General features: G+C 72.5%; 21 protein-coding genes. 16 read left to right on the forward strand and 5 right to left on the reverse strand.

Going from position 1 to position 20,737, the window contains the following annotated elements; genetic code table 11:
• Window positions 1-83 precede the first annotated feature (83 nt).
• From ACN27B_RS14590 to ACN27B_RS14615, 6 genes are all read left to right on the forward strand, one after another.
• Window positions 84-1,046 (forward strand): hypothetical protein, encoded by a 963-nt coding sequence (locus ACN27B_RS14590; RefSeq protein WP_422745437.1) that lies wholly within the window; start codon window positions 84-86, stop codon window positions 1,044-1,046.
• Window positions 1,047-1,187: 141 nt separating this feature from the next.
• Window positions 1,188-3,707: a bifunctional FO biosynthesis protein CofGH gene (locus ACN27B_RS14595; RefSeq protein ID WP_422745439.1), complete on the forward strand. Its 2,520-nt coding sequence runs from the start codon at window positions 1,188-1,190 to the stop codon at window positions 3,705-3,707.
• A gap of 151 nt (window positions 3,708-3,858) precedes the next feature.
• Complete coding sequence (locus tag ACN27B_RS14600) at window positions 3,859-4,152, forward strand: hypothetical protein (protein ID WP_422745441.1); 294 nt, start codon at window positions 3,859-3,861, stop codon at window positions 4,150-4,152.
• Window positions 4,153-4,224: 72 nt separating this feature from the next.
• On the forward strand, window positions 4,225-5,622 hold the full coding sequence (locus tag ACN27B_RS14605) for a DUF4331 domain-containing protein (protein ID WP_422745443.1): 1,398 nt from the start codon (window positions 4,225-4,227) through the stop codon (window positions 5,620-5,622).
• A 13-nt stretch (window positions 5,623-5,635) separates the two neighbouring features.
• A complete protein-coding gene (locus tag ACN27B_RS14610; RefSeq protein ID WP_099162501.1) occupies window positions 5,636-5,977 on the forward strand; it encodes a phospholipase in 342 nt (113 codons plus the stop codon).
• A 460-nt stretch (window positions 5,978-6,437) separates the two neighbouring features.
• Window positions 6,438-6,698, forward strand: coding sequence for a WhiB family transcriptional regulator (locus ACN27B_RS14615; RefSeq protein WP_013284161.1), 261 nt, complete (start codon window positions 6,438-6,440; stop codon window positions 6,696-6,698).
• Window positions 6,699-6,757: 59 nt separating this feature from the next.
• On the opposite strand, the gene ACN27B_RS14620 is transcribed toward ACN27B_RS14615, so the two are convergent.
• Window positions 6,758-7,207, reverse strand: a complete 450-nt coding sequence (locus ACN27B_RS14620) for a metallopeptidase family protein (RefSeq protein WP_018787548.1) — start codon at window positions 7,205-7,207, stop codon at window positions 6,758-6,760.
• A gap of 153 nt (window positions 7,208-7,360) precedes the next feature.
• Between ACN27B_RS14620 and ACN27B_RS14625 the strand changes: the two genes are divergently transcribed.
• Entirely contained in the window at window positions 7,361-7,732 is a 372-nt protein-coding gene (locus tag ACN27B_RS14625; RefSeq protein WP_091581759.1) for a DUF3499 domain-containing protein, read from the forward strand.
• A gap of 39 nt (window positions 7,733-7,771) precedes the next feature.
• Here the strand turns inward: ACN27B_RS14625 and ACN27B_RS14630 are convergent, their stop codons facing one another.
• The 3 genes from ACN27B_RS14630 to ACN27B_RS14640 form a co-directional block, all read right to left on the reverse strand.
• Window positions 7,772-9,148: an NAD(P)/FAD-dependent oxidoreductase gene (locus ACN27B_RS14630; RefSeq protein WP_422745447.1), complete on the reverse strand. Its 1,377-nt coding sequence runs from the start codon at window positions 9,146-9,148 to the stop codon at window positions 7,772-7,774.
• 3 nt (window positions 9,149-9,151) lie between these two features.
• The gene (locus tag ACN27B_RS14635; protein WP_422745449.1) at window positions 9,152-10,498 is read right to left on the reverse strand and encodes an aspartate aminotransferase family protein; all 1,347 of its coding nucleotides are present in this window, start codon (window positions 10,496-10,498) and stop codon (window positions 9,152-9,154) included.
• Window positions 10,499-11,066: 568 nt separating this feature from the next.
• Window positions 11,067-11,579 carry an Lrp/AsnC family transcriptional regulator gene (locus tag ACN27B_RS14640; protein ID WP_091581749.1) on the reverse strand — a complete coding sequence of 171 codons (513 nt, stop codon included), beginning with the start codon at window positions 11,577-11,579 and terminating at the stop codon, window positions 11,067-11,069.
• Window positions 11,580-11,786: 207 nt separating this feature from the next.
• Between ACN27B_RS14640 and ACN27B_RS14645 the strand changes: the two genes are divergently transcribed.
• Genes ACN27B_RS14645 through ACN27B_RS14685 form a run of 9 tightly spaced genes read left to right on the forward strand, consistent with a single transcriptional unit; the run spans window position 11,787 to window position 20,237 of the window.
• Complete coding sequence (locus tag ACN27B_RS14645) at window positions 11,787-12,971, forward strand: polyamine ABC transporter substrate-binding protein (protein ID WP_099162498.1); 1,185 nt, start codon at window positions 11,787-11,789, stop codon at window positions 12,969-12,971.
• Window positions 12,972-12,976: 5 nt separating this feature from the next.
• Window positions 12,977-14,131: an ABC transporter ATP-binding protein gene (locus ACN27B_RS14650; RefSeq protein WP_099162497.1), complete on the forward strand. Its 1,155-nt coding sequence runs from the start codon at window positions 12,977-12,979 to the stop codon at window positions 14,129-14,131.
• Complete coding sequence (locus ACN27B_RS14655; protein WP_099162496.1) at window positions 14,128-15,036, forward strand: ABC transporter permease; 909 nt, start codon at window positions 14,128-14,130, stop codon at window positions 15,034-15,036. The genes ACN27B_RS14650 and ACN27B_RS14655 overlap by 4 nt, the downstream gene beginning before the upstream one ends.
• Window positions 15,036-15,866 carry an ABC transporter permease gene (locus ACN27B_RS14660; protein ID WP_422745453.1) on the forward strand — a complete coding sequence of 277 codons (831 nt, stop codon included), beginning with the start codon at window positions 15,036-15,038 and terminating at the stop codon, window positions 15,864-15,866. Before ACN27B_RS14655 ends, ACN27B_RS14660 begins: the two co-directional genes overlap by 1 nt.
• The gene (locus ACN27B_RS14665; protein ID WP_422745455.1) at window positions 15,863-17,284 is read left to right on the forward strand and encodes an NAD(P)/FAD-dependent oxidoreductase; all 1,422 of its coding nucleotides are present in this window, start codon (window positions 15,863-15,865) and stop codon (window positions 17,282-17,284) included. The genes ACN27B_RS14660 and ACN27B_RS14665 overlap by 4 nt, the downstream gene beginning before the upstream one ends.
• Window positions 17,284-18,486, forward strand: a complete 1,203-nt coding sequence (locus ACN27B_RS14670; RefSeq protein WP_099162494.1) for a saccharopine dehydrogenase family protein — start codon at window positions 17,284-17,286, stop codon at window positions 18,484-18,486. Before ACN27B_RS14665 ends, ACN27B_RS14670 begins: the two co-directional genes overlap by 1 nt.
• Complete coding sequence (gene speB, locus ACN27B_RS14675; protein ID WP_099162493.1) at window positions 18,483-19,496, forward strand: agmatinase; 1,014 nt, start codon at window positions 18,483-18,485, stop codon at window positions 19,494-19,496. The genes ACN27B_RS14670 and speB overlap by 4 nt, the downstream gene beginning before the upstream one ends.
• A 40-nt stretch (window positions 19,497-19,536) precedes the next feature.
• A complete protein-coding gene (locus tag ACN27B_RS14680; protein ID WP_422745458.1) occupies window positions 19,537-19,929 on the forward strand; it encodes a type II toxin-antitoxin system RelE/ParE family toxin in 393 nt (130 codons plus the stop codon).
• Window positions 19,926-20,237, forward strand: a complete 312-nt coding sequence (locus ACN27B_RS14685) for a transcriptional regulator (RefSeq protein ID WP_099162491.1) — start codon at window positions 19,926-19,928, stop codon at window positions 20,235-20,237. The genes ACN27B_RS14680 and ACN27B_RS14685 overlap by 4 nt, the downstream gene beginning before the upstream one ends.
• A gap of 18 nt (window positions 20,238-20,255) precedes the next feature.
• Here ACN27B_RS14685 and ACN27B_RS14690 read toward each other — a convergent pair whose 3' ends face one another.
• Window positions 20,256-20,705, reverse strand: coding sequence for a hypothetical protein (locus tag ACN27B_RS14690; protein WP_099162490.1), 450 nt, complete (start codon window positions 20,703-20,705; stop codon window positions 20,256-20,258).
• Between the last annotated feature and the right edge of the window lie 32 nt (window positions 20,706-20,737).

The raw sequence follows: 20,737 nt of genomic DNA on the forward strand, positions 1-20,737 counted from the left end.
CACGTGCCGCCGTGGGTCGCCGGGTGGCCGGAGAGACTACGCTCACGTCGGCAACTGTCCGCTTTCGTCCCCTGGGGGAGTCCGTGACCAGCCCCGCCGAGCCCGCGTCCGGTGACGCCGCGCAGGCCAGCCAGCTGACCAAGCCACTGCGCGAACTGGCCGCGCTCGTCCTGCTCGGCGCGAACGCCGTGCTGCTCTTCGTCGGCCTGCTGCGCCTGCTGGTGCCGGTCGACGACTACAGCACGTTCAGCGGTCGGGCCGGAAGCACGTTCTTCGCCTTCGTCGGGCTGGAGTCGACCGTCCTGCCGGTGCTGGCGGTGCTGCTCGCCACGCACGTCCGCCCGGTGCTGCCGAAGGCGAAACTGATCACCCTGGTGGCGTTGGTCGAGTACGGCGTCGCCGCCTTCTTCGGCGCGTTGACGTTCCTGATCTGGCTGGTCGGCCGGCTCGCCGACGGCGAGGTGCTGGACGCGTTCCTCGGGCTGCTCACCCGGGTGGCCTGGCTCGCCGTCTTCGCGGTCGCCGCGTACGTGGTGTTCACGGTCTGGCGCCGGCTCTATTACGTGCCGAAGCCCAAGCCGCAGCCCGGTGTCTACGGCCAGGCCCAGCCGGGCTGGCCGCAGCAGCCCGGCCAGCCGGGCGGCTACCCGGCGCCGGGCGGCTACCCGCCGGCCGGTGTGCCGCCGCAGCCGGGTCAGCCCCCGGCCGGCTACCCGCAGGCGGGCGGCCCGCCGCAGCCCGGTGGGCCGCAGGCCGGCCCGTACGGCCCGCCGCAGTCGGCGCCGCCGTTCAACACCGCCCCGCCGCACGCCCCGCAGTCGAGCCCGCCGTTCGGCCAGCCGCCGGCCGCCCCGCAGTCGAGCCCGCCGTTCGGTGGGCCGCAGTACGGCGCCCCGCAGCCGGCCCCGCCCTTCGGCCAGCCGCCGTCGGCGGACCCGACGCAGGCGATCCCGCGTCAGCCCGCCGAGCCGGGCCAGCCCGCCTCCCCGGCCGGGGACGAGCGCACCCAGCGTTTCGACCGCGAGGACCCGAACCAGCCCCGGTGACCGTGCCGCGGGCGGCGGCGGAACGCGCCGCCCGCCGGCGGCCCGGCGTCAAGAGGGGCCCCCGCCTCTACCGGAGGCGTTGAGCGGGGGCCCCTCCTTACACTCGAGTGAACCGCGAGCGGCACCGCATAGGCTGGGCCGATGGTTGATCGCAGTGAGCCCGTCCCGACCGAGGCGAGCGTCCGGCGGGCGCTCGGTCGCGCCGCCACCGGCCGGGCGTTGGACGCGGACGAGGCGGCGGCGCTGCTGACCGCGCGCGGCCCGGCGCTGGACGAACTGCTCCGCGTCGCCGGGGACATCCGCGACGCCGGCCTGCGCGAGGCCGGCCGACCGGGGGTGGTGACCTTCTCCAAGAAGGTCTTCGTCCCGCTGACCCGGCTCTGCCGGGACCGCTGCCACTACTGCACGTTCGCCACCGTGCCGCACCGACTGCCCGCCGCCTACCTGGAACGCGACGAGGTGCTGGCGATCGCCCGCGAGGGCGCCGCACAGGGCTGCAAGGAGGCGCTGTTCACGCTCGGCGACCGCCCGGAGGAGCGCTGGCCGGCGGCCCGGCGGTGGCTGGACGAGCGGGGCTACGACTCGACACTCGACTATCTGCGCGCCTGCGCGGTGGCGGTGCTGGAGGAGACCGGCCTGCTGCCGCACCTCAACCCGGGCGTGCTCTCCTGGTCGGAGTTGCAGCGGCTCAAGCCGGTCGCGCCCAGCATGGGCATGATGCTGGAGACCACCGCGACCCGGCTCTGGTCGGAGCCGGGCGGCCCGCACTTCGGCTCGCCGGACAAGGAGCCCGCGGTGCGGTTGCGGGTGCTCGACGACGCCGGCCGGGTCGGCGTGCCGTTCACCACCGGCATCCTGATCGGCATCGGCGAGAACCGGGCCGAGCGGGTGGACGCGTTGTTCGCCATCCGCCGCGCGATGCGGGAGTACGGCCACCTCCAGGAGGTGATCGTGCAGAACTTCCGCGCCAAGCCGGACACCGCGATGCGCGGCATGCCGGACGCCGAACTGCACGACCTGGCCGCGACCGTGGCGGTGGCCCGGGTGCTGCTCGGCCCGCGGGCCCGGATCCAGGCCCCGCCGAACCTCATCGCCGGCGAGTACGACCTGCTGCTGCGCGCCGGCATCGACGACTGGGGCGGCGTCTCGCCGGTCACGCCCGACCACGTCAACCCGGAGCGTCCCTGGCCGCAGTTGGACGAGCTGGCCCGGCGCACCGCGGGCGCGGGTTTCACGCTGCGCGAGCGGCTGACCGTCTACCCGGAGTACGTGCGGGCCGGCGCGCCGTGGCTGGACCCGCGCCTGCTGCCGCACGTCACCGCGCTCGTCGACCCGGAGACCGGGCTCGCGGTCGAGGCGGCCCGCCCGGTGGGACGGCCCTGGCAGGAGCCGGAGGAGGTCTTCGGCGGCCGGACCGACCTGCACGTCACGATCGACGTCACCGGCCGCACCGAGGACCGGCGGGGCGACTTCGACAGCGTCTACGGCGACTGGTCCGAGGTGGCGAGCAAGGTCACGCGCCCGGCCGGCGTACCCGGATCCGGCGGCGTGGACGCCGATCTGCGCGCGGGCCTGCGGCTGGCCGCGGACGACCCGGCCGCGCTGCTGGAGCCGGCGCACGAGGCCATGGCGCTGGCGTTGTTCGGCACGGACGGCGCGGCGCTGGACGCGTTGTGCCGGATCGCCGACGACGTGCGCCGGGACGCGGTCGGCGACGACGTGACCTACGTGGTCAACCGGAACATCAACTTCACCAACGTCTGCTACGTGGGCTGCCGGTTCTGCGCCTTCGCCCAGCGGGAGAGCGACGCCGACGCGTTCCGGCTGCCGCTGGAGCAGGTGGCCGACCGGGCCGAGGAGGCGTGGGCGGCCGGCGCCACCGAGGTGTGCCTCCAGGGCGGGATCGACCCGAAGATGCCGGTCACCGGCTACGCCGACATCGTCCGGGCGATCAAGGCGCGGGTGCCGGGCATGCACGTGCACGCGTTCTCCCCGATGGAGATCGTCACCGCCGCGGCGAAGGCCGGGGTGCCGGTGCGGGAGTGGCTCGGCATGCTGCGCGAGGCCGGGCTGGACACCATCCCGGGCACCGCCGCCGAGATCCTCGACGACGACGTGCGCTGGGTGCTCACCAAGGGCAAGCTGCCGGCCGCCGCCTGGGTCGACGTGGTGAGCACGGCCCACGAGCTGGGCATCCGGTCCAGCTCCACGATGATGTACGGCCACGTCGACCACCCGGGCCAGTGGCTGGCCCACTTCCGGGTGCTGGCCGGCATCCAGGACCGCACCGGCGGGTTCACCGAGTTCGTGGCGCTGCCGTTCGTGCACACCAACGCGCCGATCTACCTGGCCGGCATCGCCCGCCCGGGGCCGACCTGGCGGGAGAACCGGGCGGTGCACGCGATGGCCCGGCTGCTGCTGCACGGCCGGATCGGCAACATCCAGTGCTCCTGGGTGAAGCTCGGCGACGCGGGCACGGTGGAGATGCTGCGGGGCGGCTGCAACGACCTCGGCGGCACGCTGATGGAGGAGACCATCTCCCGGATGGCCGGGTCGGGCAACGGTTCGGCGCGTACCGAGGAGCAGTTGCGGGCGATCGCCTCGGCCGCCGGGCGACCGTTCCGCAAGCGGACGACCGCGTACGGTCACACCGGCGCCTGACGTCGAACCTTTCCCCGCCGCCGGCCGTACCTGTCGATGCCGGCGGCGGTTGCGGCGAGGACCGCCGCCGGTGACCCCCAGCCCGGGGACCCGGCGGCGTCCGGGTGCCCGGCCCCCGCGGCGCCGCGGCGCCGGCCCGGAAAGGTTGCCGATGAGCACTGACGAGACCACCGACGCCCCCAAGCGGCGGCCCTGGCCGCGGCTGACCCGGCGGCAGACGTTGACCGCCGCCGCGAGCGCCACCCTGGGCGCGGCCGCGCTCACCGTGCCGGGCCTGTCCGCCGCGCAGAACGCCCCGACCCCGAGCCGGCGCGACGAGCCGATCGTGGTCCATCTCCGCGACGCCGCCACCGGCGCGATGGACGTCTTCGTCGGTACGACCCGGGTCCAGGTGCGCGACCGGGGTCTGGCCGACCGCCTGGTGCGCGCCGCCGGCCGCCGCTGATCCCGCCCCTCCCGGCGCGGGCTCCCGCCGCCGGTCCCGACTTCCGTTCACCCGACGAAGGTGTGGTCCGCCATGTCCTCTCACCGTGAGGCCCCGGAGATCGCCAAGGATCCGGTCGCCGACAGCTCCGATCTCTACGCGTTCGTCAGTCCGAGCCAGCCGGACACGGTCACGTTGATCGCCAACTACGTGCCGGTGCAGCTCCCCTCCGGCGGCCCCAACTTCTTCGAGTTCGGCGACGACGTCCGGTACGAGATTCACGTCGACAACGACGGCGACGGTTATCCGGACGTCACCTATCGTTTCGAATTCACCACCGAGATCACGAACCAGAACAGTTTTCTCTACAACACCGGGCCGATCGAGTCGCTGGAGAGCAAGAACTGGAACCGGCGCCAGTTCTACCGGCTGACCCGGATCGCGGACGGGCGTGAGCACGTGCTGGCGCACAAGCTGCCCTGCCCGCCGTGCAACGTGGGCCCGCTGTCCACGCCGAATTATCAGAACCTGGTGAAGCAGGCGACGTTCAAGCTGTCCACCGGGGAGAAGGTCTTCGCCGGCCAGCGGGCCGACGGGTTCTTCGTGGACCTGGGCGCGGTGTTCGACCTGGGCACGCTGCGGCCGTTCCAGCAGCTGCACGTGGCCGGGAAGAAGCTGTTCAAGACCGAGGGCGAGCCGGTCAACGCGCTGGACCGGCTGAACGTGCACAGCATCGCGGTGCAGGTGCCGTTGAGCAAGGTGCGCCGCCGGGCCAGCCGGTACGGCTACGCCGACCGTGCGTCCACCATCGGCGTCTGGACCAGCGCGTCGCGCCAGCAGGTCCGGGTGCTGGGCGAGCGGGTGGCCGCGGACACGGCCGCCGGCCCCTTCACCCAGGTGTCACGACTCGGCAACCCGTTGTTCAACGAGGTCATCGTGCCGATGTCCAAGAAGGACCTGTGGAACACGCTGCCGCCGTCGGAGGACAAGCGGTTCGCCGGCTTCGTCGAGCGCCCCGAGCTGGCCGCCCTGCTGCCGACGCTCTACCCGGGCGTCTTCCCCAACCTGGACGCGCTGAACAAGGCCAAGAAGCCGCGCGCCGACCTGGTGGCGATCCTGCTCACCGGCGTACCGGCCGGGCTGATCGACGGCTTCGCCAACACCACCGGCGACGTGCAGGCCGACATGCTGCGCCTGAACACGGCGATCCGGCCCAGCCGCAAGCCGGACCGGTTCGGCGTGCTCGGCGGCGACCTGGCCGGCTTCCCGAACGGCCGCCGGGTGGGCGACGACGTGGTGACCATCGCGCTGCGGGCGATCGCCGGGCTCACCGTCCCGCTGGTGGACAAGACGTTCAAGCCGGACGCCGCCGCGGCGGCGGTCAGCCCGGGGCTGGACGCGGGCGACGTGACCGCGCCGTTCCTCGGCGACTTCCCGTTCCTCGGCACGCCGTACGACGGGTTCAACAACCCGCCGGCGAAGAAGTCCTGACGGGAGCGCGGGCATGCCGCACCAGCACCACGACATGGGACCGTCGTTCAGCGGCACGGTCGTGCTCGACCTCGGCGGCGACTCCGGCGCGCTGATCATCCACACCGGCCGGGAGCTGCACGGGCGGGAGATCGAGATCAGCCGCGCGGACCGGGACGGACCCCGTACCCACTCCGCCGTCCGGGAGCGGCACGTGCGCGACGGCGTCTTCCACAGTGCCGTCTACCCAGACCTGGAGGCCGGCCCTTATACCGTCTGGTGGGACGATGTCACGCCCGCCGGCGCGATCTCCGTCACCGGTGGAGCGATCACCGAATTCGCCTGGCCGAGCAGTTCACCGCCCCGGTTGGACTGACCGACCGCCGCGCCGGCCCCCCGCGCCCCGTCCACATGATGGACGGGGCGCGGTCGGCGTTGACCGGCTCGACGGGCGGTACCGCGACGGGCGCGTTACCCTTTGGCCCACCAATTCTGATCTTGGAACGGCGGCCGGCGGGGGCGTCCGGCCGGCCCACCCGAGGGCGCGCCACGGCAGAAAACTTGGGGCAACTCGCCGGGGAGGGCGTTACTCGTCCGGGGTCTGAATCGATAGGGCAGGTTGCGAGGCTACGGGCGGCCGCAGCGGTCGTCCCGGTCGTGTCGGGAGGGCGACTCCATTATCAAGTTTGGCTTGACGGCGCACGCATTACACGCGTGTAATTTGAATGGGGTTGTTCGCACGGAACGCAACAAAACAGGTCCGTACGGACAGGCACGCCTTTCGCGTGGGGGGTTGCAGCGGCGAATGACGCCGGTGCGCGACAAGGAGGCAATCGATGGACGGCCAGCTCGAGGTGGCCGACCTGCTCGGGAACGCGCCGGAGTGGCAGGAGCGGGCGCTCTGCTCGCAGACCGACCCGGAGGCGTTCTTTCCCGAGAAGGGCGGCTCGACCCGCGAGGCGAAGCGCATCTGCTCGCGGTGTGAAGTGAAGACGGAATGTCTGGAGTACGCGCTCGGCCACGACGAGCGGTTCGGGATCTGGGGCGGCCTCTCCGAACGGGAGCGGCGCAAGCTCAAGCGGCGGGTCGCCGCCTGAGGAGCGTACGGACCGGGCGGTGGGGGCCGCCCGGGTCCGCGCGGTCGGCGTCCGGCCGGTCAGGCCAGTTCGTCGGGGTCGACGCCGAGCAGGTTCGCCACCTGCTCGATGATCACGTCGTGCACGAGGTCGGCGAGGTCCTCCCGGTCCATCGCGCGGAACTCCAGCGGCCGCCGGTAGAGCACGATCCGGGGCGGCACCTCCTGGCGGCCGGGCCGGCCCGGCAGCAGCCGGGCGAGCGGTACCTCGCCGTCCTCGAGCACGTCGGAGTCGTAGACGTTCAGATCCGGCGGGACGTCCTCGACCGCGAACTCGACCCCGGCCAGCTCCTTGGCGAACCGGCGTTCGAGCGTCTCCACCGTGTCGAGCACCAGGTCGTCGAAGACCTCGGCCTTGGTCCGGGCCAACGGCACGGTGGCCGGCACCAGACGCCCGCGCAGCCCCCGACCGTGCCGGTCGCGGTGGGTACGCCGGCCGGAGCCGGGGCGGCGGTTCTGCGGGCTGGTCATGAGGCACAGGGTAGCCCGGCCACCGGGCCGGACCGCCGTGGTGCGGTCGACCGGCGTGCCGGTGCGCCGACCGGACGAATTGTGATCACCATGACGGGCGTGTCGTAACGCGAAGCGGTGCGCCGGACCCGGTAATGGGGATACCCTGCCGCCGTGAGGTCACCACGGCGCTGCTCCCGTAACGGCTGCCCCCGGCAAGCGGTCGCCACATTGACCTATGTCTACAACGAGTCGACGGCGGTGGTGGGCCCGCTCGCGGCGTTCGCCGAACCGCACACGTACGACCTCTGTGAGCCGCACGCCCGCAACCTGACCGCCCCGCGCGGCTGGGACGTGGTCCGGCACGAGGGTGAGTTCGAGCCGCCGCCACCCACCACGGACGACCTGGTGGCGCTGGCCGAGGCGGTCCGTGAGGCCGCCCGCCCGGCCCCGCCCCGCCCTCCGTCCGACGACCAGCCCTCCCCCCAGCCCCCGCACCAGCAGGGCCGCCGGGGCCACCTCCGGGTCATCCCGCCCAACCACTGACCCGCGCCCCCTGGGCGCCGGCCGCCCGCGAGGGCGGGGTCAGTGGCCGAGGAAGCGGCTGAAGAGGGCGGCCCGGCGGGCGGGGCGGTGGGTGCGGAGTTCGGTCTCGTCGGCGGACGACATGACTCTCAGGCCGGCGTTCATCGCGAGCCAGCGCAGCGGCTCGGGCTCCCAGCGCGGGGAGCGGTGCCCGACCCAGGGCAGCGCGGTCAGGCCGCTCTCCCGGCCCGTGATCAGGTCGGCCAGCGTACGGCCGGCCAGGTTGCTGGTGCCGACGCCGTCGCCGACGTAGCCCCCGGCCCAGGCCAGCCCGGTGCGGCGGTCCAGCCCCACCGAGGCGGCCCAGTCCCGGGCCACCCCGAGCGGACCGCCCCAGGCGTGCGTCACCGGCACGTCCGGCCCGAGCACCGGGAACAGTTCACCGAGCGCCCGGCGCAACGCCGCGAACACCCGGGGCTCCCGGTCGAAGTCGGGCCGCACCCGGGAGCCGTAGTGGTAGGGGGCGCCCCGGCCGCCGAAGGCGAGCCGCCCGTCGGCGGTGCGCTGGCCGTAGACGATGACGTGCCGGTGGTCGGAGAACGTCTCCCGTTCGGCCAGGCCGATCCGGGCCCACGTCTCCTCCGGCAGCGGCGGCGTGGCCACCATCAGCGAGTAGACCGGCGCGACCGACCGCCGGTGCCCGGGCAGCGCCGGGGTGAAGCCCTCGGTCGCGCGGACCACCACCGGCGCCCGCACCACGCCCGCCGGGGTCACCGCCGCCCCGGGCCGCAGCGCGGTCACCGGGGTGCGCTCGTGCAGCCGTACGCCCCGGCGCTCCACCGCCCGGGCCAGCCCCCGGACCAGCTTCGCCGGGTGCAGGGCCGCGCAGTGCGGGGTGTACGTGCCGCCGCGTACCCCGTCGGCGGCGCAACGGGCGGCGGCCTCGGCGGCGTCGAGCAGCACCAGGTCGTCGTCGGTCAGCCCGTACGCGTGGGCCTCGGCCACCGCGGCCCGGGCCCGGTCGAGTTGCGGCCCGGTGCGGGCCAGCACCACCGTGCCGCCGGCCCGCCAGTCGCAGTCGACGCCCTCGGCGGCCACCACCCGGCCCACCTCGCGGACCGTGTCGTGCATGGCCCGCTGCATGGCGAGCGCCCGGTCCCGCCCGTGCCGGCGGGCCAGCGCCGGCAGTGAGGTGGGGAAGAGCGCCGAGCACCAGCCGCCGTTGCGGCCGGAGGCGCCGTACCCGGCGATCTCCCGCTCCAGCACCACGATCCGTAGCGTCGGGTCGGCCTCGGCCAGGTAGAAGGCCGTCCACAGCCCGGTGTACCCGGCGCCCACGATCGCCACGTCGGCGTCCGTGTCGCCGGGCAACCCGGCTCGCGGCGTCAGCGGCTCGTCCAGGCTGGACAGCCAGTACGACAGGTCCTGGTAGCCCACGGTCTACAGCCGCGACCACGCCTCGGTCAGCACCGCGCGCAGGATCTGCTCGATCTCGTCGAACTGCTGCTGCTCGGCGATCAGCGGCGGGGCGAGCTGCACCACCGGGTCGCCCCGGTCGTCGGCCCGGCAGTAGAGCCCGGCGTCGAACAGCGCGGTGGAGAGGAAACCGCGCAGCAGCCGCTCGGACTCGGCCTCGTCGAACGTCTCCCGGGTCGTCCTGTCCTTGACCAGTTCGATGCCGTAGAAGTAGCCGTCCCCCCGCACGTCACCCACGATCGGCAGGTCGTGCAGCTTCTCCAGGGTGGACCGGAACGCGTCCTCGTTGGCCCGGACGTGCCCGACCAGGTCCTCCCGGGCGAACACCTCCAGGTTGGCCAGGGCCACCGCGCAGGAGACCGGGTGGCCGCCGAACGTCACGCCGTGGGCGAACATGCCGGTCTCGGTGAGGAACGGCTCCATCAGCCGGTCGCTGGCGATCATCGCGCCGAGCGGGGCGTAGCCGGAGGTGATGCCCTTGGCCGTGGTGATGATGTCCGGCTGGTAGCCGTACCGGGTGGCGCCGAAGTACTCGCCGAGCCGGCCCCAGGAGCAGATCACCTCGTCGCTGACCAGCAGCACGTCGTACGTGTCGCAGATCTCGCGCACCCGCTCGAAGTAGCCGGGCGGCGGCGGGAAGCAGCCGCCGGAATTCTGCACCGGCTCCAGGAAGACCGCGGCGACCGTGTCCGGCCCCTCCCGCTCGATCGCCCGGCCGATCTCCTCGGCGGCCCAGCGGCCGAACGCCTCGGCGTCGTCGCCGTGCTCCGGCGCCCGGTAGAAGTTGGTGTTCGGCACCTTGATGCCGCCGGGTACCAGCGGCTCGAAGTCGCTCTTGATGCCGGGGAGACCGGTGATCGACAGCGCGCCCATCGAGGTGCCGTGATAGGCGATGTAACGGCTGACCACCTTGTGCTTGTTCGGCTTGCCGGTGCGCTTGAAGTAGGCCCGGGCCAGCTTCCAGGCCGCCTCGACGGCCTCCGAGCCGCCGGTGGTGAAGAAGACCCGGTTCAGGTCACCCGGGGTCAGCGTGGCGATCTTCTCGGCCAGCTCGACCGCGGTCGGGTGGGCGTACGACCAGAGCGGGAAGTAGGCCAGCTCGCCGGCCTGCTTGGCGGCGGCCTCGGCCAGCTCGGTCCGGCCGTGGCCGGCGTTGACGACGAAGAGCCCGGCGAGCCCGTCCAGGTAGCGGCGGCCCTGCGCGTCCCAGACGTAGGCGCCCTCGCCGCGCACGATGGTCGGGACCTCGCCGGCGGAGTAGCTGGCCATCCGGGTGAAGTGCATCCAGAGGTGGTCGGTGGCGTTGGCCATGTCAGCCCCATCGGGTCTCGGGCCGGTAAGGGGTGACACCGGCCGCTCTGCCCACGGTTATCCCACAGTCATTGCTGATAACGCAACTGTCGACGGATGGAAGCAACGGATTCAGCGATCTGTGTACGCGTAGGCGACGGATTTCGCGGCTGTCCCGGGTGGCTCGGTAGCGGGTCGAGCGCCTTTCGAGCTGAGTCGTTGGTGATATCGCCCCCGACGCACGCACGCACGCAGGCACGCACTCATGCACGGCCGGCCGGCCACCCACGTGCGCCGCGGTGAGCAGGTGCGTCGGCCCGGCGAGGAAGCGGGCCCGCCGGGCTGCTGGGCCGGCTCAGCGAGGTCTCCGCCGACGTGGTGCCGGACGACGCGATCGCCGCTCCGGCGCCACGTGCCGCCGCGCGGCGCCCTTCTCCGCGCCTCGCGCTCCCCGCTCTGAGTCGTCGGTGATATCAGCTCGAAAGGCTCACTGCGGGGGACTCCGGCCGGTGGGGACCGGACAGCTGGGGGGCCTTCCCCGGGGCGCCGCCGCGCGACAGCAGGGACCGCGCGGCCTGACTTCACCGGCTCAGGCGGTGCCCCAGCTGTAGGTCTGCTTGCGCAACTTGAGGTAGACGAACGCCTCGGTGGAGACCACCCCGGCCACCCCGCGCAGCTTCTGCAGGATCTCCAGCAGGTGCGCGTCGTTGCGGCAGACCACCTCGGCCAGCAGGTCGAACGAGCCGGCGGTGATCACCACGTAGTCGATCTCCTCGAACTCGGCCAGCCGGTCGGCGACCGTCTCCAGGTCGCCGTCGGTGCGCAGTCCGATCATGGCCTGGCGCGGGAAGCCGAGCTGGAGCGGATCGGTCACCGCGACGATCTGCATGACGCCGGCGTCGAGCAGCCGCTGCACGCGCTGGCGTACCGCCGCCTCGGAGAGGCCGACCGCCTTGCCGATGCTCGCGTACGGGCGTCGCCCGTCCTCCTGGAGCTGTTCGATGATCTGCTTTGCCACGTCGTCGAGCAGAGCGTGGCTGGCGCCGTCACGCACCGTCACGCGACGGTTGCCGTTGCCGTTCTCCAGGTGCCGGTTGGCCATCGCCGCTCCCCATGTCCGAATCTCCGTGCTGAGCGTAGTGCCCCGGCGCAGTCTGGCGTATTTCGTGGTGCATGGCTATTCCGGCAACGGAATCCCTTGTAAGGGAGGGGTTCTCATGTCAGGATCAGGCCTCCATCGCCACTGACCCCTCCGCCGGCGAGCCAACCCCCGTCCCGCCGCCGACGATGCCCCCCAAGGAGTCGTCACATGCGTAGTCCCCTCCGGACCCTCACCCGGCGTGGTCTGCTCACCGGGACCCTCGGCTCGGCCGCCCTGCTCGCCACCGCGGGCACCCTCGCGGGCTGCGGCACCAAGGGCGCCCAGCAGACCGAAGCCGGTTGCCAGAGCGACGACGTTTCCGCCACCGAGAAGAAGCTCGCCTTCTCGAACTGGCCGCAGTACATGGACACCGACGAGAAGGACGAGTCGAAGCGGCCCACCCTGGACGCGTTCGTGGCCGCCTCCGGCATCCAGGTGACCTACACCGAGGACGTCAACGACAACAACGAGTTCTTCGGCAAGGTGCAGAACCAGTTGGCCGGCTGCCAGAGCACCGGCCGGGACATCATGGTGCTCACCGACTGGATGGCCGCCCGGATGATCCGGCTCGGCTGGATCCAGAAGCTGGACAAGGCCAAGATCCCCAACGTCGAGGCGAACCTGCTGCCGTCGCTGCGCGGCCGGTCGTTCGACAAGGACACCCAGCTGGCGATCCCGTGGCAGTCCGGGCTGGCCGGCCTGGCCTACAACGCCAAGGTCACCAAGGAGATCCGCACCGTCGACGAGCTGCTCACCCGCCCCGACCTCAAGGGCAAGGTGACCGTGCTGTCGGAGATGCGCGACACCATGGGCCTGCTGCTCCAGGCCGGCGGCCACGACCCGGCCAACTTCACCCCGGCCCAGTTCGACGACGCGTTGACCAAGCTGAAGAAGGCCGTGGACAGCAAGCAGATCCGGCGCTTCACCGGCAACGACTACGCCCCCGACCTGGCCAAGGGCGACATCGCTGCCTGCATCGGCTGGTCCGGCGACGTGATCCAGCTCGGCTTCGAGGACGAGAAGATCAAGTTCGTGGTGCCCGAGTCCGGCGTGATGCTCTGGTCGGACAACATGCTGGTGCCCAACAAGGCCACCCACAAGGCCAACGCCGAGGCGCTGATGAACCACTACTACGACCCGGCGGTGGCGGCGAAGCTGGCCGCGTACGTCAACTACATCTGCCCGGTGCAGGGCGCGCAGGCCGAGATGGAGAAGATCGACCCCGACCTGGCCAAGAATCCGCTCATCTTCCCGGACGACGCGATGCTGGCGAAGTCGAAGGTCTTCATGGCCCTCGACGAGCAGCGCGAGAAGGAGTACGAGACCAAGTTCCAGCAGGTCATCGGGGCGTGAGGCAGATGGCGCAGGAAACCCCGGCCGGCGATCTGCGACTGGCCGACCTGACCAAGCGGTTCGGTGTCTTCACCGCCGTCGACGACCTCAGCCTGACCGTCCCGCAGGGGTCGTTCTTCGCCCTGCTCGGCGCGTCCGGCTGCGGCAAGACCACCACGCTGCGGATGATCGCCGGGCTGGAAGCGCCGACCAGCGGGCAGGTGCTGCTCGGCGACCGGGACATCACCGGGCTGCGGCCGTACCGGCGGCCGGTCAACACGGTCTTCCAGAGCTACGCGCTCTTCCCGCACCTGGACATCCACGAGAACGTGGCCTTCGGGCTGCGCCGCCGGGGCATCCGCAAGGTGGGCGACCAGGTCGAGCGGATGCTCGCGCTCGTCCAGCTCCAGGGGTACGGCCGGCGCCGGCCGGCCCAGCTCTCCGGCGGCCAGCAGCAGCGCGTCGCGTTGGCCCGGGCGCTCATCAACCACCCACAGGTGCTGCTGCTCGACGAGCCGCTCGGCGCGCTCGACCTGAAGCTGCGCCGGCAGATGCAGATCGAGCTGAAGCGGATCCAGACCGAGGTCGGCATCACGTTCGTGCACGTCACCCACGACCAGGAGGAGGCCATGACCATGGCCGACACGGTCGCGGTGATGAACGCCGGCCGGATCGAGCAACTCGGCGCCCCGGCCGACATCTACGAGTACCCGGCCACCGCGTTCGTGGCCAACTTCCTCGGCCAGTCCAACCTGCTCGCCGGTGAGGCCGGCGGCCGCGCCGGGGACGACGTGCTGGTCACCGCGCACGGCGCGCGCTTCTCCGTGCCCGCCGACCGGGCCCGGGTCGTCGACGGGCCGACCTTCCTCGGCGTACGGCCGGAGAAGCTGCACCTGGCCGGCGGCCCCGACGACGTGCCCGCCGGGCACCAGCACGTCGGCGGCGTGGTCACCGACGCCTCCTACGTCGGGGTGAGCACCCAGTACCTGGTGCGCACCGCGTGGGGCAGCGAGCTGTCCGCGTTCGCCGCGAACAGCGGGCTGGGCGGGCGGCTGGCCGTCGGCACGCCGGTGACCGCGCACTGGGACCCCCGGCACGCGTTCCTGCTGCCCCGGGCGGGCGGCGAGGACGACCAGACCGCGCCGCTGCTCGACGAGCCGCCGGTCGGTGCGCTCTCATGACCGCGCTGGCCCACGTACCGACCGCCGGCGGGAAACCGGCGCCACCGCCGGTGCGGCGCGGGCGCGCCCGGCTGCTGCCGTACCTGCTGCTGTTGCCCGGCGCGGCCTGGCTGCTGGTCTTCTTCGCGCTGCCGCTGCTCCAGCTCGCCGCCGCCAGCCTCTACGACCCGGCCGGCTCGCTCTCCACCGGCTACGCGATGACCTGGGCGGTCGGCAACTATCCGGACGCGTTGCAGGCGTACTGGCCGCAGTTCCTGCGCTCGTTCCTCTACTCCGCGATCGCGCTCGTGCTGGCGCTGCTGATGGGCTACCCGCTGGCCTACGCGATCGCGCAGAAGGCCGGCCGGTGGAAGAACCTGCTGCTGGTCGCCGTGGTCGCGCCGATGTTCACCAGCTTCCTGGTGCGCACGCTGGCCTGGAAGACCATCCTGTCGGACAATGGCGCGCTGGTCGGACTGCTGCGCGACGTGCACCTGCTCGGCCCGGACGGCCGGCTGCTCGCCACGCCGATCGCCGTGGTGCTCGGCCTGACGTACAACTTCCTGCCGTTCCTGGTGCTACCGCTGTACGCGAGCCTGGAGCGGCTCGACCCCCGGCTGCTGGAGGCGGCCAGCGACCTGTACGCGAGCCCGCTGCGCGCGTTCGGCAGGGTCACCCTGCCGCTGTCGATGCCGGGCCTGATCGCGGGCACGCTGCTCTTCTTCATCCCCGCCACCGGCGACTACATCAACGCCGAGCTGCTCGGCACGCCGAACGAGTACATGATCGGCAACGTCATCGACTCGGCGTTCCTGGTCCGGCTGGACTACCCACAGGGCGCGGCGCTGTCCTTCCTGCTGATGGCCGCGATCCTGGCCATCGTCTTCGTCTACCTGCGTCGGGCCGGCACGGAGGAGGTCCTCTGATGAGACTCAGGCGCTGGCTCGCCGACCGGTGGGTGATGGGCGTGGCCCTGCTCGTCCTCGGCTACCTCACGCTGCCGATCATGGTGGTGGCCGGACTCTCCTTCAACCGGCCGTCCAGCCGGCTCTCCTACGACTTCAACGAGTTCACGCTGGACAACTGGGCCCGCCCATGCGCCACCGCCGACATGTGCGACGCGGTGGTGCGCAGCATGGAGATCGGCCTGATCGCCACCGTCGTCTCCACCGTGCTCGGCACGCTGATGGCGTTCGCCCTGGTGCGGCACGGCTTCCGCGGGCGGTCCGGCATCAACGGGCTGATCTTCCTGCCGATGGCCACCCCGGAACTGGTGATGGGCACCTCGCTGCTCGCCCTCTTCGTCGCCGCCGGGGTGCCGCAGGGCTTCTGGACCATCGTCATCGCGCACGTGATGTTCTGCGTGTCGTTCGTGGTGGTCACCGTGAAGGCCCGGCTCGCCGGCATGGACCGGCGGTTGGAGGAGGCCGCCATGGATCTCTACGCCAGCGAGTGGCAGACGTTCCGCCGGATCACCCTCCCGCTGGTGCTGCCCGGCATCGTGGCCGCCGCGCTGCTCGCCTTCTCGCTCAGCTTCGACGACTTCATCATCACCAACTTCAACGCCGGCACCACCGTCACGTTCCCGATGTACGTCTGGGGCGCCGCCCAGCGGGGCATCCCGCCGCAGGTCAACGTCATCGGCACGGCCATGTTCGGGATAGCGCTGCTGCTGGTCGGGGCGAGCTCGCTGCGCGGCCGGCGGTCCCGACGGGCCGCCCTCGCGGTGATCGCCACCCCGGCGGGGAAGCCATGACGCTCCCGCATACCGGCCGGGCGCTGGCCGATGCCGCGCCCGTCCCGTACTGGTTGGACCGCCCGGAACGCCCCGACCCGCTGCCGCCGCTGTCCGGCGCGCACGCCGCCGACCTGCTGGTGGTCGGCGGCGGGTACGCCGGACTGTGGACCGCGCTGCTGGCCAAGGAGGCCGATCCGGACCGCGACGTGCTGCTCGTCGACGCCGGCACCTGCGGCTGGGCGGCGTCCGGGCGCAACGGCGGTTTCTGCGCCGCGTCGCTGACCCACGGGCTGGCCAACGGCATCGAGCGGTTCCCCGGCGAGATCGGTGAGCTGGAACGGCTCGGCCGGGAGAACCTGGACGCCATCGCCGCCACCGTGGCGAGGTACGACATCGACTGCGACCTCGAACGGACCGGCGAACTGGCGGTGGCGGTCGAGCCGTACCAGCTCGACGGGCTCGCCGCCGACGCCGAGCTGGGCCGCCGGTACGGCCACGACGTGCGGCTGCTCGACCGCGACGAGGTCCGCGCCGAGGTGGCGTCGCCGACGTACCTCGGTGGGATGTGGGACCGGGACCGGACGGCGCTGCTCGACCCGGCGAAGCTCGCCTGGGGACTGCGCCGCGCCGCGCTCGACCTGGGCGTACGCGTGCACGAGCACACCCGCGTCACCGGCCTGGCCGGCGACGGCGCGGCACTGCTCGCCAGCACGGCGGGCGGCGTGGACGCGGCGCCCGGCGCGGTACGGGCACGCCAGGTCGTGCTCGCCACCAACGCGTTCCCGCCGCTGCTGCGCCGGCTGCGCTCCTGGGTCGTCCCGGTCTACGACTACGCGCTGATGACCGAGCCGTTGAGCCCGGCCCAGCGGGACGCGATCGGCTGGCGCCACCGGCAGGGGCTGGCGGACACCGGCAACCAGTTCCACTACTACCGGCTCACCGCCGACGGCCGGATCCTGTTCGGCGGCTACGACGCCATCTACCACTACGGCAACCGGGTGGCACCGGCGCTGGAGCAGCGCGAGGCCACCTTCACCACGCTCGCCTCGCACTTCTTCACGACGTTCCCGCAGCTCGCCGATGTGCGCTTCAGTCACCGCTGGGGTGGCGTCATCGACACCTGCACCCGGTTCTGCGCGTTCTTCGGCACCGCGTACTCCGGACGCCTGGCCTATGCGGCCGGGTTCACCGGGCTCGGCGTCGGCGCCACCCGCTTCGGCGCGCGCGTCACCCTCGACCTGCTCGCCGGCGCGGACACCCCGCTGACCCGACTTGACCTGGTGCGCCGCAAGCCGCTGCCGTTCCCGCCGGAACCGGCCCGGTCCGCCGGTATCAACCTCACCCGCTGGTCGCTCGCCCGCGCCGACGCGCGGGACGGGCGGCGCAACCTCTGGCTCCGTACTCTCGACCGCTTTGGACTGGGGTTCGACTCCTGATGCGTATCCTGCTCGTCGGCGCCGGTGGCGTCGGCTCCGCCGCCGTATCCATCGCCGCCCGCCGTTCCTTCTTCGAGACCATGGTGGTCGCCGACCACGACCCGGCGCGCGCCGCCCGGGCGGTCGCCGGCCACGGTGACCGGTTCGTCGCCGCCACCGTCGACGCGTCGTCCGCCGACGCGGTCGCCGCGCTCTGCCGGGAGCACCGGATCACCCACGTGTTCAACGCGGTCGACCCGCGCTTCGTCATGCCGATCTTCGACGGCGCGTTCGCGGCCGGGGCCGACTACCTCGACATGGCGATGTCGCTGTCCCGGCCGCACCCCGAGCGCCCCTACGCGGAAACCGGGGTCAAGCTCGGCGACGAGCAGTTCGCCGTCGCGGACCGGTGGGCCGCCGCCGGCCGGCTGGCGCTGTGCGGGATCGGCGTCGAACCGGGCCTGTCCGACGTCTTCGCCCGCTACGCCGCCGACGAGCTGTTCACCGAGATCGACGAGATCGGGGTACGCGACGGCGCGAACCTCACCGTCGCCGGCTACGAGTTCGCTCCCTCCTTCTCCATCTGGACCACCATCGAGGAGTGCCTCAACCCGCCGGTGATCTGGGAGGCCGGGCGCGGCTGGTTCACCACCGAGCCGTTCAGCGAACCGGAGGTCTTCGACTTCCCGGCCGGCATCGGCCCGGTCGAGTGCGTCAACGTGGAACACGAGGAGGTGCTGCTCATCCCGCGCTGGGTGCCGGCGAAGCGGGTCACCTTCAAGTACGGCCTCGGCGCGGAGTTCATCGAGGTGCTGCGGACGCTGCACAAGCTCGGGCTGGACGCGACCGAACCGGTGCGCGTGCGCGGGGTCGACGTGTCGCCGCGCGACCTGGTGGCCGCCGCGCTGCCCGACCCGGCCACGCTCGGCGACCGGATGAGCGGGAAGACGTGCGCCGGGACGTACGTCACCGGCACCGGGCCGGACGGCCGGCCCCGGCGGGTCTACCTCTACCACGTGGTCGACAACGCGTGGTCGATGGCCGAGTACGGGCACCAGGCGGTGGTCTGGCAGACCGCGGTCAACCCGGTCGTCGCGCTGGAGCTGCTGGCCACCGGCGCCTGGGCCGGCGCGGGCGTGCTCGGGCCCGAGGCGTTGCCACCGCGGCCCTTCCTGGACCTGCTCAGCGACTACGGTTCACCGTGGGGGATGGAGGAGCGATGACCCGCTACGGCCCGATGTACGGCCCCGACGTGACGTTCCTCGGCGTGCCGCCGTGCACCGTCGAGGAGCCGGTCACCTACGCCGACGCGGACGTGGTGGTCATCGGCGCGCCCTTCGACGGCGGCACCTCGCACCGGCCGGGCACCCGCTTCGGCCCGTCCGCCATCCGGCAGGCCTGCTACCTGCCGCACGACGGCTCCCGCCCGTCCCTGGCGCTGCGCGTCGACGCGCTGAAGGACCTGTGCGTCTACGACGCCGGTGACGTGGAGATGTTCGGCGGCGACATCGAACGTTCGCTGGCCGCGCTGGAGACCGCCGTGCACGCGGTCGCCGCCGCCGGGGCGATCCCGGTGGTGCTCGGCGGCGACCACTCGATCGCGTTGCCGGACGCCACCGGGGTGGCCCGACACCACGGGCTGGGCCGGGTGTCGCTCGTGCACTTCGACGCGCACGCCGACACCGGCGACGTCGAGTTCGGGTCCCTGCACGGCCACGGCCAGCCGATGCGCCGGCTCATCGAGTCCGGCGCGGTGCGCGGCGACCGCTTCCTCCAGATCGGCCTGCGCGGCTACTGGCCGGGCCCGGAGACGCTGGCGTGGATGGCCGAGCAGCGGATGCGCTCGTACGAGATGACCGAGATCGTGGCCCGGGGCCTGGACACCTGCCTCACCGAGGCGTTCGGCATCGCGACCGACGAGTGCGAGGGCGTGTTCCTCTCCGTCGACGTGGACGTGGTCGACCCCGGCATGGCCCCCGGCACCGGCACGCCCGAACCCGGCGGGTTCACCTCGCGGCAACTGCTCGACGCGGTCCGCCGGGTCTGTTACGAGCTGCCGGTGGTCGGCCTGGACGTGGTCGAGGTCGCGCCGCCCTACGACCACGCCGACATCACCGCCTACCTGGGCAACCGCGTGGTCCTGGAGGCGCTGTCCGCGATAGCCCGCCGCCGCCGAGACGCCGAAACCGGAACCCCGTGGAACCCCACCCAGCCACTGTTGGACGACCGCTGACTGCTAGCCCGGCATGTTTAGCTCGGGCTATAGTCGAAGCATGGGTGCGGACGGGAAGCGCTGGTCGGTCCGGGTCACCGGAGAGGTCCGGCACTGGCTGCGCGACCTGCGGGACCACGACCCGGCGTCGTACGAGAGCGTCCGGGTGGCGGTGGACAAGCTGGCCGAGGTCGGGCCAGGGCTCGGTCGCCCGCTCGTGGACACGCTGCGCGGAAGCAGTCTCCGTAATCTGAAGGAGCTGCGGCCCCGCTCCGGGCGGGACGTGGCGATCCGGGTGCTGTTCGTCTTCGATCCGTGGTCTCAGGCCGTCCTGCTGGTCGCCGGCAACAAGGCGGGCGACTGGACCCGCTGGTACCGGCAGCACATCCCGGCGGCGGAGGTTGCCTACAAGGCTTGGCTCGACAGCGAGCGCGAGCGAAGGGGGGAATCGTGACTGAGTTCTATCACTGGGACGAGGTCCGCGCCGAACTCGGCGGTGACGACAAGGCGTACGAGGCGGAGCGTGCCCGGACCGACGCGTGGGTGAGCGCGTTCCATCTGGCCGAGGAGCGCAAGCGACTGGGGCTCACCCAGCGGCAGGTAGCCGAGATCATGGGGGTCACCCCCGGCCGGGTGAGCCAGATCGAGAACGGCGACCTCGACGTCAACGAGGTGGCCACGCTGAGCCGCTACGCCAACGCCCTCGGCGCCCGGCTGCGGATCATCTTCGACTACGGCGACGACCTCCGGCAGATCGCCTGACCGGAGGCCGTCGGCCGGTCAGTGGCGGGTGCAGTGGGGGCGCAGGCGCAGGGGTTCGGTGGTCTCGGTCAGGGAGTTGGGTTCCACCACCAGACGCGCGATGGCAGTGGCCGGGCCCGGGCGGAATCTGCTCTGGTCGGCGGGGATCGTGGCGGTCCACGTACCGGCGGTGCGGTCGTCGGTGCACGCGCCGATCACGCCGAACCCGAAGCCGGTGACCGACCCGCGACGTACCCGCTGGTCGAGGTGCACCTCGATGTAGGCCAGGCCGCGCTCGGCGCCGCAGTCGAACCGGCCGCCGACGGTGGCGGTGTGCGACCGCACGTCGGCCGCGCCGAACCAGTTGACGGAGATGCGGGGCGAGGCCGCCGGGGCGGCGACCGCGGCGCCCGGCGCGAGCCCGAGCGTGGCGATGGTGGCGGCCGTGGTGAGGCCGGCGGCGAGCAGGGCGTGTCGGGCCGGGGGCATGGGCGGGCTCCTGTCGGGCGGTGGCGGGATGC

The organism is Micromonospora sp. WMMD754 (genome assembly GCF_049315235.1).
GTDB lineage: Bacteria > Actinomycetota > Actinomycetes > Mycobacteriales > Micromonosporaceae > Micromonospora > Micromonospora sediminicola.

What these genes read in the sequence shown, in the direction of transcription:
- ACN27B_RS14595 (WP_422745439.1), top strand. Translation starts at nt 1,188, where the DNA reads ATGGTTGATCGCAGTGAGCCCGTCCCGACCGAGGCGAGCGTCCGGCGG.
- ACN27B_RS14600 (WP_422745441.1), top strand. Translation starts at nt 3,859, where the DNA reads ATGAGCACTGACGAGACCACCGACGCCCCCAAGCGGCGGCCCTGGCCG.
- ACN27B_RS14605 (WP_422745443.1), top strand. Translation starts at nt 4,225, where the DNA reads ATGTCCTCTCACCGTGAGGCCCCGGAGATCGCCAAGGATCCGGTCGCC.
- ACN27B_RS14610 (WP_099162501.1), top strand. Translation starts at nt 5,636, where the DNA reads ATGCCGCACCAGCACCACGACATGGGACCGTCGTTCAGCGGCACGGTC.
- ACN27B_RS14615 (WP_013284161.1), top strand. Translation starts at nt 6,438, where the DNA reads ATGGACGGCCAGCTCGAGGTGGCCGACCTGCTCGGGAACGCGCCGGAG.
- ACN27B_RS14620 (WP_018787548.1), bottom strand. Translation starts at nt 7,207, where the DNA reads ATGACCAGCCCGCAGAACCGCCGCCCCGGCTCCGGCCGGCGTACCCAC.
- ACN27B_RS14635 (WP_422745449.1), bottom strand. Translation starts at nt 10,498, where the DNA reads ATGGCCAACGCCACCGACCACCTCTGGATGCACTTCACCCGGATGGCC.
- ACN27B_RS14640 (WP_091581749.1), bottom strand. Translation starts at nt 11,579, where the DNA reads ATGGCCAACCGGCACCTGGAGAACGGCAACGGCAACCGTCGCGTGACG.
- ACN27B_RS14645 (WP_099162498.1), top strand. Translation starts at nt 11,787, where the DNA reads ATGCGTAGTCCCCTCCGGACCCTCACCCGGCGTGGTCTGCTCACCGGG.
- ACN27B_RS14650 (WP_099162497.1), top strand. Translation starts at nt 12,977, where the DNA reads ATGGCGCAGGAAACCCCGGCCGGCGATCTGCGACTGGCCGACCTGACC.
- ACN27B_RS14655 (WP_099162496.1), top strand. Translation starts at nt 14,128, where the DNA reads ATGACCGCGCTGGCCCACGTACCGACCGCCGGCGGGAAACCGGCGCCA.
- ACN27B_RS14660 (WP_422745453.1), top strand. Translation starts at nt 15,036, where the DNA reads ATGAGACTCAGGCGCTGGCTCGCCGACCGGTGGGTGATGGGCGTGGCC.
- ACN27B_RS14665 (WP_422745455.1), top strand. Translation starts at nt 15,863, where the DNA reads ATGACGCTCCCGCATACCGGCCGGGCGCTGGCCGATGCCGCGCCCGTC.
- ACN27B_RS14670 (WP_099162494.1), top strand. Translation starts at nt 17,284, where the DNA reads ATGCGTATCCTGCTCGTCGGCGCCGGTGGCGTCGGCTCCGCCGCCGTA.
- speB (WP_099162493.1), top strand. Translation starts at nt 18,483, where the DNA reads ATGACCCGCTACGGCCCGATGTACGGCCCCGACGTGACGTTCCTCGGC.
- ACN27B_RS14680 (WP_422745458.1), top strand. Translation starts at nt 19,537, where the DNA reads ATGGGTGCGGACGGGAAGCGCTGGTCGGTCCGGGTCACCGGAGAGGTC.
- ACN27B_RS14690 (WP_099162490.1), bottom strand. Translation starts at nt 20,705, where the DNA reads ATGCCCCCGGCCCGACACGCCCTGCTCGCCGCCGGCCTCACCACGGCC.